This window comes from uncultured Senegalimassilia sp. (assembly GCF_934632265.1).
Taxonomy (GTDB): Bacteria; Actinomycetota; Coriobacteriia; order Coriobacteriales; family Eggerthellaceae; genus Senegalimassilia.
The window spans coordinates 26,084-40,078 of record NZ_CAKTYH010000006.1; the positions used below are offsets into that span (position 1 = coordinate 26,084).

A 13,995-nucleotide genomic window follows, 5' to 3' on the forward strand; every position below is an offset into this window, starting at 1 on the left:
CGAGCCTTACAATGCGTTGCAACGCTATCTTTCGCGAAGGACGCAACCATGACGCTTCAACAGCTTCGTTACCTTATCGCCATTGCCGAATACGGATCGATCAACGCCGCCGCGCAGAACCTTTACGCGTCGCAATCGAACCTGTCCACTGCCATCAAGGAGCTTGAGCAGGAGCTCGGCATCTCCATCTTCACGCGCAGCAACCGCGGCGTGACGCTGACCAATGACGGCACCGAGCTGCTCGGCTACGCGCGCCAGGTCATCGAGCAGGCGAACATGCTGGAGTCGCGCTACGCCAACAAGGAAAAGCCCCAGGCGCGCCTGGCGGTGTCCACCCAGCACTACGCCTTCAGCGTGGAGGCCTTCGTGAACGTGGTCGAGCGATGCGACGGGGACTTCTTCGACTTCATCCTACGCGAGACCACCACCGCCGAGATCATCGACGACGTGCGGTCGTTCCGCAGCGAAGTGGGCATTCTGTACCTGGACGCGTTCAACCAGCGCGTCATGCAGAAGGCGTTCGACGACGCCGACGTCGCGTTCTACCCGCTGTTCGATGCGGGCGTGCACGTGTTCGTGGGCGAGAACCACCCGCTGGCAGAGCGCGATATCATCAAGCCCGAAGAACTGACGGAATGGCCTCGCTACAGCTTCGAGCAGGGCACCGCGAACTCGTTCTATTATTCCGAGGAGCCGCTGAGCTACGTCGAGCACTCGCGCAACATCCGCATCTCCGACCGTGGCACGCTTTCCAACCTGCTGACCAGCTACAACGGCTACACGCTTTCCACGGGCGTGCTTTCAAGCGAAATGCATACGGGCATCGTGAGCATCCCGCTTGACACCGACGAGCGCATGACCGTGGGATACATCATGCACAACGAGCGCAAGCCCTCCGAGCTTTTGGACCGCTACATCGAGGAGCTGCACCGCATCATCGGGGAAAGCGAAGGCGTGACCGCGCGATAGCGGCGCGCACGCGCGTTTCGCCCCGCAAAAGACATCGTGCAACCAAAAAAGCCTCGCCCGGCACTGACCGGGCGAGGCTTTCGTTTGGCTAGGCGATGAGCTTAGCGCATGTTGGAGGCGTAAGGAGCCTTGTCCTTGAGCACGACGTCGTGCGCCCCGCCCTCGACGATGGAGGTGGAGCTGATGACGGTGAGCTTGGCCTTGTCCTGGAACTCGGGGATGGTGAGCGCACCGCAGTTGCACATGGTGGACTTGATCTTCAGCAACGTGACCGCGATGTTGTCCTTAAGCGGGCCGGCGTAGGGCACGTAGGAGTCGACGCCTTCCTCGAACGACAGGCTCTTCTTGCCGCCCAGGTCGTAACGGCCCCAGTTGCGGGCACGGGCAGAACCCTCGCCCCAGTATTCCTTCATGTAGGTGCCGTTGACCATGACCTTGGCCGACGGGGACTCATCGAAGCGGGCGAAGTAACGGCCCAGCATGACGAAGTCGGCGCCCATGGCCAGCGCCAGGGAGATGTGATGGTCATAGACGATGCCGCCGTCGGAGCAGATGGGCACGTAGATGCCGGTCTCCTTGAAGTACTCGTCGCGAGCCTTGGCCACCTCGATGGTTGCCGTGGCCTGGCCGCGGCCGATGCCCTTGGTCTCGCGGGTGATGCAGATGGAACCGCCGCCGATGCCGATCTTCACGAAGTCGGCGCCAGCCTCTGCCAGGAAGCGGAAGCCCTCGCCGTCGACCACGTTGCCGGCGCCGATCTTGACGGAATCGCCGTAGTGCTCGCGCACCCACTCGATGGTCATCTTCTGCCAGTCGGAATAGCCCTCGGAGCTGTCGATGCACAGCACGTCGGCGCCTGCCTCGACCAGCGCGGGAACGCGCTCGGCGTAGTCGCGGGAGTTGATGCCCGCGCCCACGATGTAGCGCTTGTGGCTGTCGAGCATCTCGTTGGGGTTGGACTTGTGGCTGTCGTAGTCCTTGCGGAACACCATGTAGACCAGGTTGCCCTCGGCATCCACCAGCGGCAGGGAGTTCAGCTTGTGATCCCAGATGATATCGTTGGCGACCTTGAGGGAGGTGTCATCGGAAGCGGTGACCAGCTTCTCGAGCGGGGTCATGAACTCGGAGACCTTCTCCTCGCCGGTCATGCGGGACAGACGGTAGTCGCGCTCGGTGACCACGCCGAGCAGCTTGCCATGGGCAGAGCCGTCGTCGGTGACGGGCATGGTGGAGTGGCCCGTCTGCTCCTTCAGGGCCACAACCTGGTTAAGCGTCATGTCGGGGGAAAGGTTGGCGTCGGACTCGACGAAACCTGCCTTGTAGTTCTTCACACGGGCGACCATGGCGGCTTCCTGCTCGATGGTCTGGTTGCCGTAGATGAAGCTCAGACCGCCCTCGGTTGCCAGGGCGACGGCCATGTTGTCGTCGGACACGGCGGCCATGATGGCGCTGACCATGGGGATGTTGAGCGAAAGCGGGCACTCTTCCTGGCCCTTGCGGTACTTGACCAACGGGGTTTTCAGGCTCACCGACGCCGGAACGCACGTAGCAGGCGTATGACCAGGTACCAGAAGATACTCGTTGAACGTACGTGACGGCTCGTCGTAATAATAAGCCATGGGAGACGGCTCCTTCTCTCGCAACGGGATTTTCGTTGCTAGCCATTATAGTCACGCCGACGGCCCGATTGCGAGGGCAGGCCGGCAAATAGCCGAGAATGTGGAGAAACGCACGAAGGAAAGCGCCTTCGGGCAACGAAAAAGGCCGCCGGCTCCCCGGCGGCCCTAGCAGGCGCGATATGCGATTTTGCAGCCTTATCAGCCCAGCCCCGCCCATTTCGCGATGATGGGAGCGTAACCCATGGCGAACACGATGAGCATGCCCACGGGGATGACGTAGGTCACGTAGCCGCGCGCCCATCGCGGGAACTTCAAGCCGCTGCCCGTGTCGGCCTCCGCCAAAAAGCCTTCCCAGCCCCAGCCGCTTTTTCGCGTACAGAACAGCACCAGCAGCAGGCCGCCCCACGGCAGGATGTTGTTCGATACCAGGAAGTCCTCGATGGCCTGGATGTCGCCGATGCCCGGGACCGTGAAGCCCGCCAGCACGTTGAAGCCCAAGACGCACGGCATGCTGAGCACCGCCAGCAGCACGCCGTTGACCACGCATGCCTTCTTACGCGGCGTCCCCCACTGGTCCATGGTGAAGCTCATGATGTTCTCGAACACGGCGATGACGGTGGACAGCGCGGCGAACGTCATGAACACGAAGAACAGCACGGCCCACAGCTGGCCGAACGGCATCTCGTTGAACACGCTGGGCAGCGTGATGAACACCAGGCCCGGGCCCGAACCCGGCTCCACGCCGAACGCGAAGCACGACGGGAAGATGACGAGGCCCGCCATCAGCGCCACGAGCGTATCAAGGCCGGCCACGCGCACCGCCTCGCCCGTAAGCGTATGGTCCTTGCCGATATAGCTGCCGAAGATGGACATGCCGCCCATGCCCACCGAAACGGTGAAGAAGGCCTGACCCATGGCGGCGTACACGGCATCGCCGAAGGTTGCCAGCTGCTCGGCCAGCGTGGCGCCGGCGAACATCTTGCTGAAGTCGGGCATCAGGTAGAAGCGCAGGCCCTCTGCCGCGCCCGGCAGCGTGACCGCGCGCACGCACAGGGCTACGAGCACCACGAACAGGGCCATCATCATAACCTTCGTCACGCGCTCCACGCCCTTCTGCACGCCGGCGCGCGTGACGCCCACGCCCACGCCCACGATGATGAGCATGTACACGGCAAGCTGCACCGGGTCTGCCAGCAAGCCGTTGAAGACGTCCGCCACCTGGGAGCTTTCAAGGCCCACGAACTCGCCGGAGGCGCTTTTCACCACGAAGGCGAGCATCCAGCCGCCCACGGTGGTGTAGAACATCATGAGCAGGTAGTTGCCGGCAAGCGCCAGCCACTTGAACGCATGCCACTTCGTTCCCGCCGGCTCAAGCACGTCGTAGCTGCGCGCGATGGAGCGCTGGCTTGCGCGGCCGGCGGCGAACTCCATGATGAGGGCCGGAAGCGCGAAGATGGCAAGAAACACCAGGTACATGATCACGAACGCCGCACCGCCGTACTCACCCGTGATATAGGGGAAGCGCCACACGTTGCCCAAACCGATGGCGCAGCCTGCGCTCACCAGGATGAACCCGAGGCGGGTTCCGAACTTCTCGCGTTCCATTCATCCTCCAAACCGCGCACCGCGGCGCGCGTAACGCAGAAAACGCCCGGCGTAGCGATACGCCGGGCGCTCACAATCAACCCTTGCAGTGTAGCGGAAAGCGGGGCCTGCCGCCAGAAACGTTACCGAACACGGTCGCCTTATTCCGACCGCAGGGCCTCGACCGGGTCCTTTCGGCTGGCGGCGCTTGAGGGGATAAGGCCCGCCAGGAACGTGAGCAGCATGCTGATGCCCACGAGCACCACCGCCGCCTGCCAGGGCAGGATGGCCACGTTGCGGACGTCGAACAGCGAGTACACGATGGCGTTGGCGGGTATGCAGGCAAGCGCGGTCAACCCGATGCCGATGACGCCCGCCGTGAAGCCCACGATGATGGTCTCGGCGTTGAACACGCGGCTGATGTCGCCCTTGCTGGCGCCGATGGAGCGCAGGATGCCGATCTCCTTCTTGCGCTCGAGCACGCTGATATAGGTGATCACGCCGATCATGATGGAGCTGACCACCAACGAGATGGCCACGAACGCCACCAACACGTAGCTGATCATGTTCACGATGGTGGTGACCGAGCTCATCAGCGCGCCCACGATATCGGTGTAGCTGACCACCTTCCCCTCTTCGCCGTTGGCCTCCATGCGGTCGTTGTAGGCGTCGAGGATGTCGATGACGCTTTGCTTGCTGGGGAAATCCTTCGGGTAGATGTCGATGCTGGCGGGCTTGGCGTAATCGGCCCAGCCCAGCTTCTTCATGTTGTTGTCGTAGCTGGACTGCTCGGTGGACATGAGGCTTGCCATGAGCTCGGCAAGCTCTTTCTCGTCCATGTTCATCTGGAAGGCGTCGGCGAACGCGGACTGGTCGATGCCCATGGCGCTGGACATGTTGCCGGCAAGCTTGGTCATATAGGAGTTCATCGCGGCGGACACCTGCTGCTGCATCGCGCTCGCGAACTGGGTCATCACCTGCGACATGGCGCTTTGCATGTACGCCTGCACGGCGGCGCCGAGCTGCGTTTGCAGCTGCGAGGAGATGGCCTGCGTCAACGCCGGGAGCAGCTGCTGCTGAAGCTGCTGGCCAACCTGCTGCGAAAGCTGGTCGCGCAGCTGCTGCTCGATCTGGCCCGACATGCCGCTGAAGTCGATGGAGTCGGCGATGACCTGCTGCATCGCCGCCTGCGTGGCGGGGTCTGCCAGATACGCCGCCACGGCCGTATCGGGGCTGCCCGCATATTCCGGGTGCGCCGCCAGCCACGCAGGGTATCCCTGCACGATGCCCATGACGCCGGCGGTGAGCGCATCGGTTTTGATGGTGGGCTGCACGCCGTCGAAGCTGATGTCCAGCCCGCTGAAATCAAGGCTGAGCTTGCTGACGTCGATGGCGCTCGGATCGATGCTGATGGACGACGCGTCGAAGGCGGGCAAGCTGGAAAGATCAAGGTTCATGCCCGACAAATCCATACTGGCGCCCAGATCGGCGCCCTGCAGCCCCGCGGTCAGCGCGCTTTGGTCGAACGTGAAGGCGCTCTGCAGCTTCTGCCCATCGATGGTGAACAGGCTGGACATATCGAAGGCGTTACCGTTTTTCTGGTCGCTTTCCTCATCGGCGAACGACTTGCCCGTGATCACGTTCGTTGCCGGGTTCGCCTTCTGGTCCTGCACGATTTGGGTGTTCCCCGCTTGGTCGATCAGGTGGTTCACCAAGCTGGAGGGGTAGTACAGACCCGTCTGCAGGGAGGTGATCTTCGCGCCCTCCTTCGGCTTCACGACGCCCGCGATCTTCAGCGTTTCCCCGTTGTCCACCAGGTTCCTCATGTAGGCATCGTCGCCGGACTTGTCCTTCCACACGCCGTATTCGTCGTCGCGCTGGTAGAAGTCCGCGGCGTTCACCAGCTTGAAGGTGACGCCCATCAGGTCGTCATAGGAGAACGACAGGCTGTCGCTCGGCGCGTTGACGGCTTCTTCGTTGGCGAAGGCGCGCACCATGCTCTCAAGCTCGGCATGGTCGCGCAGCCCCATGGAGTAGAGCATGAAATCGCTCACGCTGCCGCCCGGGGTGAGCACCAGCACGACCTCGTCGTAGTTTTCGGGCCAATGACCTGCCATGACGTCATATTGGCCTTCAACCATGCCCATGTTGTCGGGCAGCTTGTAGAAGATGTTGGTGCTCATCATCGACGACATGATGCCGTTCGAGGCCGTTGACGATCCCAGGCCGATGCTAGCGAACGACTTGTCCGGGTTCACCTGACGCACGGCGCCGGATGTGTCGGAGCTGAAAATCTGCGGCGTGACGTTGTAGCCGTACTCGATGGAGCTCACGTACGGCTCCACGCCCGATTCGCCCGAATCGAAGTACTCCTTCAGCGACGCCAGGTCGTTGCTGCCGATGCTGTCGAAGGTGCTCGCGATCATCTTCGATTCGTGCACGGGCTTGCCCGAGCCGTCATCGGACGCGTCGTCCTGCGCCTTCTCCGACGACGATCCTTCCGCACCGCTGCCCAGACCCATCATGCTGGTCATATCGAACCCTTGGTCCTGGATCTGCAGCGGGTATTCGGAAAGCGTCTCCTCCTCCACGTTGGCGATGTAGCTGTTCACGCCGTTGGCCAGCGACAGGATGGCGGCGATGCCGATGATGCCGATGCTGCCCGCGAACGCCGTCATAAGCGTGCGGCCCTTCTTCGTGAGCAGGTTCTTAAACGACAGGGAAAGCGCCGTGAGGAACGACATGCTGGTGCGGCGGGCCTGCTTCGCGACGCGGCGCGGGCTATTCTCGGCCGCCGGGTCGAACGGACGGGTGTCGTCGCGGATGACGCCGTCGGCCAGGGTGACGATGCGCGTGGCATAGCGCTGCGCCAGCTCGGGGTTGTGCGTGACCATGATGACCAGGCGATCGTCGGCGATCTCGGTGAGCAGGTCCATGATCTGCACGCTGGTCTTGGAATCGAGCGCGCCCGTGGGCTCGTCGGCCAGCAAGATCTCGGGGTCGTTGATGAGCGCACGGGCGATGGCGACGCGCTGCATCTGACCACCGGAAAGCTGGCTAGGTTTCTTGTTCACGTGCTCGGCAAGCCCCACGCGGCCAAGCGCCTCGACGGCGCGCTGGCGACGTTCGGCGCGGGACACGCCGGAAAGCGTGAGGGCGAGCTCAACGTTTTCCAGGATGGTCTGATGCGGGATAAGGTTGTAGGCCTGGAACACGAAGCCGATGCGGTTGTTGCGGTACGCGTCCCAATCGCGGTCCTTGTACTCGCTTGTGGACACGCCGTCGATGAGCAGGTTGCCGTCATCGTAGTGGTCAAGGCCGCCGATGATGTTGAGCATGGTGGTCTTGCCCGAGCCTGAAGGCCCCAGCACCGCCACGAACTCATTGTCGCGGAAGGCCACCGACACATGGTCGAGCGCGGTTTGCGTGAAGTCCGCGGTGGTGTAGGACTTGCACACGTTTATCAGTTGCAGCATGCAGCCGCCTTTCGAATCTGAAGACAATCGCTATGATTATCCCCCGCTGCGCGCCCTATTCGCCCCGTTTTCGCGAAATGCGTGGAATCCGTTACCTTCGGCCCGCGATGCAGGAGCACCGCCCGGCAAAAGCCGCAACGGAAATGGCCTGCCACTTCCATGGCAGGCCATTAAGGAAAAGCAAGCCGCATATCTATTAGCCGATTTCGGAATCCGCCTTTTGCGCGATATCAACCATGCAAGCCTGCGCCTGCGACTTTTCGGCATCGCCGGAAAGCACCACCATCACATAGGGGCTCTGGTCAAGCACGATGCCCCCATCGTTGAACACGCCATCCAACGTACCCGTCTTGTGGGCAAAAACGCTGCCCGCAGGCAACCCTTCGAGCAACCCAGCGTCATCATGCTGGCCTTTCAGCAAGTCAAGAGCAAACTCGCTCATGTCCGAGTTCACCAGCTTTCCCTGGTAGATAAGCTGCAGCATACGAGCAACGTCGTTCGCCGATGTATAGTTCTCATCGCCCGCAGCAAAATCCATCATACGGCGGTTGAGCACGGTCTGCGTAAGGCCGATTTCGCTCGCGTACTCGTTCACGGCCGGCATGCCGACCGCATCGATGATCAGATTGGTGGCGATATTATCGCTATCTTGAATCATGTAAGCGGCAAGCTGGCGATACGTATACGACCCTCCAGCGCCCGATGCCTGGATAACGCCCGTACCTCCCACTATGTCCGATGGGCCCACAGTTGCCGAATCATCAAGCGATAGCGCCCCGGATTGGGCCTGATCGAGCAAAGTCCCCAATATCGCCAGCTTGATGATGCTAGCGGAAACGAAGGGTTTGCCACCGTTCACGTCAACCAACCACGATCCATCGGCCGACGCGCATGCAACGGCATAAGTCCCCGCATGAGCCTCCATGGCCTGCTCCAGCGAATCCCGCAAGCCCTCCGGCGCCGAAGCGGACGCCGGAACCTCGTCGGCACGAACATCATCGACGCGGTCGACAAGCGCCTCTACGTCGGTAGCGCCAGCGACCTCCCCTTGTTTTGTCTGGCCGGAAGCGCACCCGGCAAGCAAGCATGACGAAAACAGCGCCACCGCAAGCATCACCCTGATGCCAACGGCCCGCTCCGCCGCGCCCATCACAAGCAGAACCCGAACACGACGCCCTCCGCAGTGGAGGCATAGCCGCCGTTATCTATCTCCGGCCCCATATCCCCGAACGACGTTGAGACATTAGGAGCCGATGAACGCATCCACCATACGCTGGGATCGCTCGACCAGGCAATGCTGCGATCAAGCGAGGCATGGCCCTGCTCACCAGCAACGCCTTGCTGCTTGAACCAAGCGTATTGCGACCCCTCCTTATTATCCACCGTGTCGATATAGCTTTGATCCGACCCTTTGTTCCACGCAATGGGACCAAGGCACTCCATCCAGGAGAACAGCCATACGCTGTCCTGCGTCTCGGTAACGCTTGCAGGCGAAGTGGTCTTACCGGCGTTGTTCGACAGCTTGCTCACCGCCACCACGTCAGAACGCATTTCGTCGGGAAACGACTGCAGCACTTCCCCGTTCAGCCAAGCGCGCATGCCCGACGACTTCCAGCCACCGGAGTTCGAAGCCGTGGGATTCATGGGATGCTGGGCGAAAATCTCCGAGGTCATAAACGTGAACGCTGCGTTCCGCCCGCTCGAGTTTTTGTCTTTGAATACATCGACGATGAACACGTCCACATCCCCCATGGACGTCTGCAGCGTCTTCGTTTCGCCGGTAAACGAACCGTCCGATTTCACGAGGTTATAACTTGCCGCCATCTTCACGGCGTCGTCGCGATTTTTCGCCGTGCGCTCTATTTCCGCAGCGATATTCGAAAGGTCAGCCCACGAATACTCGGAGATGCCGCTTTTCACCTGCACTTGCTGGGAGACGGCGTTTTCCGTGGCGGATCCCTGCGCCCCGTCGGATTGCTGTTGGGCCTGTTGGTCGGTCTGCTGCCGACTTACCACCTCGCTAGACGAGCCACCAACCGCTCCGACGATGCGAGGCACAGCGAACACGGCTACCGCGATGACAAGAACCGCGCATACCGCCGCAACGGTCGCAACCTGCGGGGAGATGAGCTTGCCCCGAGAGGCGGCTCCTTGCGCCATCGCCGGGCGAAACCCCCGATTGCCCCCAACATCCTGCGACGGCGATGCCTGCGCGGAGACGGTATCCCCCGCTTGCCGGCCCGAGATATCGCCAGCGTACGACGCAGGCTCTTCATCAAGAACCGGGGCCCCGCAGAACTCGCAGAACCTGGCATCATCCTCAATCGGCTTTCCGCAATTCGCGCAGAACATAGCGCACCCCCTACCGCTAGCCACCAAACAGCATCTGCCACGACAGCAACATGATGGCTCCATAGTAGCCGAACAACAAGCAAAGAAAACAGGCGAATCAGCGTCCGGCACCCCTCCGCCCGGTTTCACCGCTTGTCCTTGAGACGGCTCCCGCTAAGGCGATTGTGACGAATGCCACGGGGCGCCGTAGCCGGTATACTATCTTCATTGCGGCAGGAAGGCCGCTTCGGGGTTCAAAAAGGAGGGATCGTTATGTACGGTTCAACTGGCGCTATGTACGGTTCAACTGGCTCTCACGGGATGTCTACCGCCATCAGCATCATCGCGCCCATTTTGGGGATTGCAGCCATTGCGGGGGCGATTGTGCTGTTCATCAAGTTCGCAAGCAAGAATGCGGACAAGACGAAGCCGCTCACCAAGTTCTTCAGCTTCGACCACTTGTTCATCGAAAGCATCACGAAGTTCCTGTATGCGCTCTCAACAACCTGGATAGCGGCACTTTGCCTGATCCTCCCCTTTATGTCCGCTGCATCGAAATCGGGCGTCAGAGCAATGGGAGCCTTCTTCGAAGGTCTCATCATAGCCGTCTTCGCATTCGTGATTCTCGAGGTTGCCAACCGCTTGCTTTTCGAATGGAGCATGATGTTCATCCGCGGTGCGGTCGATCTGCACGATATCCGCAACAAAATGCTCGGATCGACCGATTCGACGTCCAATGACTCAATCGACTTGAGCGGGATATTTACCGCAAAACGTCGCTCCCGCGATATCTCGACGGACAAGGCCGAGCAGACGGTTGCCCAACCCGCTCAGCCCGCACAGCCCGCTCAGCCGACAGCGCCCATCAGCCCCGTCGCAGCAAGCACGTGGGACTGCCCGTGTGGGAAGACGGGCAACGCCGGGTCGTTTTGCCCCAAATGCGGACACCCCCGGCCGTAGCATATAAGCCATCGCAAATAGCTTTGATTCACAAGCAGGGCAACCGCCCTCAACGGATTGCCGTAGTTTTTAGTATCAGGTATCGGCTGCAGGCATAACTGCAGCCGCGAAGGAGGCGTCGATGTACTGCGAGCATTGCGGAGCGAAGCTTTCCGAAAATGCACGGTTTTGCCCAACCTGCGGAAACGCTACCAGCGAACAATCCCCCGCCGATAGCCAAGTTTCGCCAAGCGCATCCGACGTGACGCCCTGTTCCCAAGCGGTTGCTCCCCGGAGGAAAACTATCGGAAAGCCCACCGCGATCGCGGTTTCCGCCGTGGCGTTTGCGCTTATCGCCGGCGGAGTCGCTTTCGGCGCGCTCTCCATCAACAGCCCGGCAAAACCCGCAGACGAGCAGGTCTCAACCGAGCAAGAGACCCCGGAAATCAAGCAACCGGAAGAGTCATCGGCTGCTGCAGTGCCGGAGCAAGAGCCGGCACCCGAGACCGCACCAGAGCCAGAACCCACGCCTGCACCCGTCAACTCCGCCGCAGAGGCGCAAGCCGCCCTGCAAGCGGTCGTTGACGACTATCGCTCGCTTGCAGACGATTCCGCCAAGCTCAGCAAGGACGACTTAGCCTCCAGACATCCTTACGTGAATTCGATGGCCAGTCCCAGTTATCTTATGGATTGGGCGGACAACGGCTTCTCGAGCGTTTGCTACGCCTTTTCCGATCTGAACGGCGATGACGTCCCCGAGCTGATCATCGGCTGCAAAGACGCGCAGTCCAACACGCAGGCGTTCGACATCTGGTCCTACGTCAACGACACCCCTGCTCGCGTCGCTTATTCATGGGAGCGTTCGATTATGCGAGTTTGCGCCGGCGGCTATCTTTACGAACGCGGAAGCGGCAGCTTCCAAGACTGGATGATCACCGTGAGCACGCTGAGTGCCTACCCGACCGGCACCGGCGATGCCTGGACGGACTACACGAACGGCTTCAACGGTCGCACCGATAACCTCAACGTAGTCGAGAAGCTTGGCATGGAGAGCGGGACGTACGTGAAGATTGACGCGCAGGGCAACAAGACGTCCATTACCGCCGAGCAATTCCAAACCGAGAAACAAGCCATCGAGCAACAATACCCGGCCGACAGCTCCATCGAGTGGATTCCGCTCATTTCATAGCGTCTTCAAGGCGATTCGCCCGAAATCCCGATTTGGTACCTTCGCTGTTCATAGAGCCGTCAGGCCCATCGTTAGCAATAATTGATGATTTCAGCTTGTGCTGCCGCGCGCCCTATCCGCCCCGCTTTCGCGAAATGTGTGGAATCCGTTACCTTTGGCGCATGGCGATGCAGGAGCACTGCCCAGCAAAAGCCGCTTCCTTCGCTTAACCCGGCCTTGAGTAGAAGGCCCTTCGAGCAGCGTCACGACCGCCAACGGCCTTCCGAGTCGAACGCCGTTTCCCGCAACCCGCGCACGCGACCACCGCAGTTGTCGGCTTTCCCCGTTGCGCCCCTTCCCCGCCTAGCATGCCCGCGTCTGTTGGCGTACTATCGTCTGCGAGCAACGATCCCCAAACGCAAGGAGCGCATATGGAACGCGAATCCGCGTGGAAACGCTACGATGAGGACCAGCTGGCCGAGCTCGAGCAGCTCGCCGCCGGCTATATCGACTTCATCTCCGAGAACAAGACCGAGCGCGAGTTCTCCGCCGCCGCCATCCGCAGCGCCGAAGCCGCCGGCTACGAAAGCCTGGACGCCGCCATTTCCGCAGGCCGCAAGCTTGTCCCCGGCGACAAGGTGTGGGCGACCATGCGCGACAAGGCCGTCATCCTGGTGCAGCTGGGCGCTCGCCCGCTGACCGAGGGCATGAACATCCTGGGCGCGCACATCGACAGCCCGCGCCTGGACGTCAAGCAGAACCCGCTGTACGAATCCAGCGAGCTTGCCTTCATGGACACTCACTACTACGGCGGCATCAAGCACTACCAATGGGTCACCGTCCCGCTGGCGCTGCACGGCGTCATCGCCAAAAAGGACGGCAGCGTGGTGGACGTGAAGATCGGCGAGGACGCCGACGACCCCGTCTTCTGCATCTCCGACCTGCTCATCCACCTGGCGAACCAGCAGATGGGCAAGAAGGCCAACGAGGTCGTCGAAGGCGAAGCGCTCGACATCCTGGTAGGCAACCGCCCCCTGGTGGTGCGCGACGAGGACGGCGAGGCCAAGGAGCAGAAGGACCCCGTGAAGACGTTCGCCCTGAAGCTGCTTGCCGACAAGTACGGCATCGAGGAAGAGGACTTCCTGTCCGCCGAGCTTGAGGTCGTGCCCGCCGGCCGCGCCCGCGACCTGGGCTTCGACCGCAGCATGGTGCTGGGCTACGGCCAGGACGACAGCGTGTGCGCCTACACCTCGCTGGTAGCGCAGCTTGCCGTTGCCGGTGAGGAGCTCGACCGCGCCGCCGTGTGCGTGCTCGTGGACAAGGAGGAGATTGGCAGCGTAGGCGCCACGGGCATGGCCTCGCAGTTCTTCGAGAACACCATCGCCGAGATCATGGAGCTTGCCGGCGAGGGCGGCATGCTGCCGCTGCGCCGCGCGCTGGCCGCATCCGCCATGCTCTCCTCCGATGTCTCCGCCGGTTTCGACCCCGCATACGCCAGCGTATTCGAGGCCAAGAACAGCGCATATCTGGGCCATGGCCTGGTGTTCAACAAGTACACGGGCGCTCGAGGCAAGTCGGGCAGCAACGACGCCCGCGCCGAGTACATGGCGCGCATCCGCAAGATCATGGACGACGCCGGCGTGCAGTTCCAAACCTGCGAGCTGGGCAAGGTCGACGCCGGCGGCGGCGGGACCATCGCGTATATCCCCGCAAAGTACGGCATGGACGTCATCGACTCCGGCGTGGCAGTCCTTTCCATGCACAGCCCCTGGGAGACCACCAGCAAAGCCGACATCTACGAGGCCGAACGCGGATACGAGGCGTTCCTGCGCGCATAGCAGGCAACGGGAAGCGGAAGCGATTTCCACACGCAACCTCGGAAAACCGCCGACAGACAACAAGAGGCGCC

At 61.6% G+C, this 13,995-nt stretch carries 9 protein-coding genes and 1 pseudogene; 5 read left to right on the forward strand and 5 right to left on the reverse strand.

What is annotated here, in order from left to right:
* Positions 1–48 precede the first annotated feature (48 nt).
* Positions 49–969 carry a LysR family transcriptional regulator gene (locus Q0H50_RS01215; protein ID WP_294418434.1) on the forward strand — a complete coding sequence of 307 codons (921 nt, stop codon included), beginning with the start codon at positions 49–51 and terminating at the stop codon, positions 967–969.
* Between the two features lie 101 nt (positions 970–1,070).
* Here the strand turns inward: Q0H50_RS01215 and Q0H50_RS01220 are convergent, their stop codons facing one another.
* From Q0H50_RS01220 to Q0H50_RS01240, 5 genes are all read right to left on the reverse strand, one after another.
* A complete protein-coding gene (locus Q0H50_RS01220; protein WP_294418435.1) occupies positions 1,071–2,588 on the reverse strand; it encodes an IMP dehydrogenase in 1,518 nt (505 codons plus the stop codon).
* A 198-nt stretch (positions 2,589–2,786) separates the two neighbouring features.
* The gene (locus Q0H50_RS01225; RefSeq protein WP_294418436.1) at positions 2,787–4,193 is read right to left on the reverse strand and encodes a sodium-dependent transporter; all 1,407 of its coding nucleotides are present in this window, start codon (positions 4,191–4,193) and stop codon (positions 2,787–2,789) included.
* A 140-nt stretch (positions 4,194–4,333) separates the two neighbouring features.
* Positions 4,334–7,648 (reverse strand): ABC transporter ATP-binding protein/permease, encoded by a 3,315-nt coding sequence (locus Q0H50_RS01230; RefSeq protein ID WP_294418437.1) that lies wholly within the window; start codon positions 7,646–7,648, stop codon positions 4,334–4,336.
* A gap of 196 nt (positions 7,649–7,844) precedes the next feature.
* Positions 7,845–8,753, reverse strand: coding sequence for a serine hydrolase (locus tag Q0H50_RS01235; protein ID WP_294418438.1), 909 nt, complete (start codon positions 8,751–8,753; stop codon positions 7,845–7,847).
* Positions 8,754–8,797: 44 nt separating this feature from the next.
* Complete coding sequence (locus Q0H50_RS01240) at positions 8,798–10,000, reverse strand: DUF6273 domain-containing protein (protein WP_294418439.1); 1,203 nt, start codon at positions 9,998–10,000, stop codon at positions 8,798–8,800.
* A 252-nt stretch (positions 10,001–10,252) separates the two neighbouring features.
* Between Q0H50_RS01240 and Q0H50_RS01245 the strand changes: the two genes are divergently transcribed.
* From Q0H50_RS01245 to Q0H50_RS01255, 4 genes and pseudogenes are all read left to right on the forward strand, one after another.
* The gene (locus Q0H50_RS01245; RefSeq protein WP_294418440.1) at positions 10,253–10,939 is read left to right on the forward strand and encodes a DUF4282 domain-containing protein; all 687 of its coding nucleotides are present in this window, start codon (positions 10,253–10,255) and stop codon (positions 10,937–10,939) included.
* 121 nt (positions 10,940–11,060) lie between these two features.
* Positions 11,061–11,123: pseudogene (locus Q0H50_RS09565) on the forward strand (zinc-ribbon domain-containing protein); the annotation flags it as partial.
* Between the two features lie 132 nt (positions 11,124–11,255).
* Positions 11,256–12,107 (forward strand): hypothetical protein, encoded by an 852-nt coding sequence (locus Q0H50_RS01250; RefSeq protein WP_294418442.1) that lies wholly within the window; start codon positions 11,256–11,258, stop codon positions 12,105–12,107.
* 410 nt (positions 12,108–12,517) lie between these two features.
* Positions 12,518–13,924, forward strand: coding sequence for an aminopeptidase (locus Q0H50_RS01255; RefSeq protein ID WP_294418444.1), 1,407 nt, complete (start codon positions 12,518–12,520; stop codon positions 13,922–13,924).
* The last annotated feature ends 71 nt before the right edge of the window (positions 13,925–13,995 follow it).

Coding starts and splice junctions, on each gene's coding strand:
- Q0H50_RS01215 (WP_294418434.1), top strand. CDS start 49: ATGACGCTTCAACAGCTTCGTTACCTTATCGCCATTGCCGAATACGGA.
- Q0H50_RS01220 (WP_294418435.1), bottom strand. CDS start 2,588: ATGGCTTATTATTACGACGAGCCGTCACGTACGTTCAACGAGTATCTT.
- Q0H50_RS01225 (WP_294418436.1), bottom strand. CDS start 4,193: ATGGAACGCGAGAAGTTCGGAACCCGCCTCGGGTTCATCCTGGTGAGC.
- Q0H50_RS01230 (WP_294418437.1), bottom strand. CDS start 7,648: ATGCTGCAACTGATAAACGTGTGCAAGTCCTACACCACCGCGGACTTC.
- Q0H50_RS01240 (WP_294418439.1), bottom strand. CDS start 10,000: ATGTTCTGCGCGAATTGCGGAAAGCCGATTGAGGATGATGCCAGGTTC.
- Q0H50_RS01245 (WP_294418440.1), top strand. CDS start 10,253: ATGTACGGTTCAACTGGCGCTATGTACGGTTCAACTGGCTCTCACGGG.
- Q0H50_RS01255 (WP_294418444.1), top strand. CDS start 12,518: ATGGAACGCGAATCCGCGTGGAAACGCTACGATGAGGACCAGCTGGCC.